Source organism: Neorhizobium sp. BETTINA12A (assembly GCF_023006485.1).
Classification (GTDB): domain Bacteria; phylum Pseudomonadota; class Alphaproteobacteria; order Rhizobiales; family Rhizobiaceae; genus Neorhizobium.
In genome coordinates this window covers 1-1,321 of sequence record NZ_JALBGW010000331.1, presented here as the reverse complement: position 1 = coordinate 1,321, position 1,321 = coordinate 1, and the positions used below count along the sequence as shown (strand labels likewise).

2 protein-coding genes are annotated in these 1,321 nt (G+C 65.8%); both read right to left on the bottom strand.

The window, feature by feature from the left end; translation table 11 throughout:
- On the bottom strand, nt 1–751 hold a 751-nt coding region (tilS, locus tag MOV61_RS29950; RefSeq protein WP_247139182.1), incomplete at its 3' end, for a tRNA lysidine(34) synthetase TilS.
- A gap of 7 nt (nt 752–758) precedes the next feature.
- Nucleotides 759–1,321, bottom strand: a 563-nt coding sequence (gene ybgF / locus MOV61_RS29945) for a tol-pal system protein YbgF (RefSeq protein ID WP_247139181.1), incomplete at its 5' end; no start/stop codon positions are given.

Sequence of the window (1,321 nt, the reverse complement as noted above, 5' to 3'; positions counted from 1 at the left end):
GAACACCCTGGCGGATCGTCACATGCTCGCGGACAAGGCGCGCCGCCTCGTCGGAAAGCGCCGTACGCCGCGCCGCGGCCCAGTCCTGGGCCGCAGCATCGAACGGGCTTTCCTGCGTCAGCCGCCCGCGGACCCGCACCCGCTCGTAATGCGGATCGAGATTGCTCGGATCGTCGATCCAGCCCTGCCCTTCTCTGGTCAGGAAGTCACGGATATCGGCCCGGCGGCTGTTGAGGAACGGCCGGAGCAGCCACCGGTGGCGATCGAGGAGCACGGCCTGCGCCATGCCGGCAAGGCCCGAATTTTCCTCGCCCCCGCTGCGGGCTGCGCGCATCGCGATGGTTTCCGCCTGGTCGTCGCGCGTATGACCGGTGAGAATGGCGGTCGCATCGATCTGGTCGGCAATCTCGACCAGTAGCCGGTAGCGAGCCTCACGGGCCGCGTCGGAAATGCCGGTGACAGGCTTTTCTCCCTCCCAGCGGCGGATGAAATGGGGAATGCCGAGCCGGCTGCAAAGGGCAGCGACGGTGCGCGCCTCGTCTGCGGAGCCAGGTCTCAGCGCATGATCGATCGTCGCCGCGAAGAGCGACAGGCCGGAGCCGGGAGAATTGAATTTCGAGAGGGCGACCAACAGCCCGCTGGAATCGCTGCCGCCGGAAATGGCGACGAGAAGGCGCGCGGGTTTGGCGATATCGGCGATCAGCCGCTCGGCCGCCTGTTCCGGCGACAGGATTTTCGGGCCCGTGGTCACGGGAGGATCAGCAGGCGAGGCGCTTCTGTTCGCTGCCCACCTTGGCGAGCACGGCCTTGGGCGCGCTCGGATAACGCCGGGTGACTTCCTTGAGGGTTGCGCAGGCGGTGTCGGTGTTGTCGAGCGCGGCAAGCGACATGCCGAGCTTCAGCAGCATTTCCGGCGCCTTGGGCGACTTACCGTAGGTCTGGTGGGCGTTGAGGAAGGTCTTGGCGGCGTCGTTGTATTTCCCCTGTGAATACTGAGACTCGCCGAGCCAGAAGCTCGCATCTGCCACTTTGGCGCCCTTCGGATAAGCCGCCAGATAACCGTTGAATTCTTTTTCGGCGAGCGGATAGTCGCCTGCGAGAACGTGATTATAGGCGGTCTGATAGGCATCGTTCTCGCTGCCGAGCGAGGCGGTCTGCTGCGGATCGGGCCTGCCCGTCGATGCCGGCGGCGTCTTGCCGGAAATCTGCGGGCCGGTATCGACGCCCGGAAGCCCGGCAGCATTGTTGGCCCGGTCGTTGCGGCTTGCGCCACGCGGATTGCCGTTCTGGTCCATATCCATCGACCCGTGCGTCGTCGGTG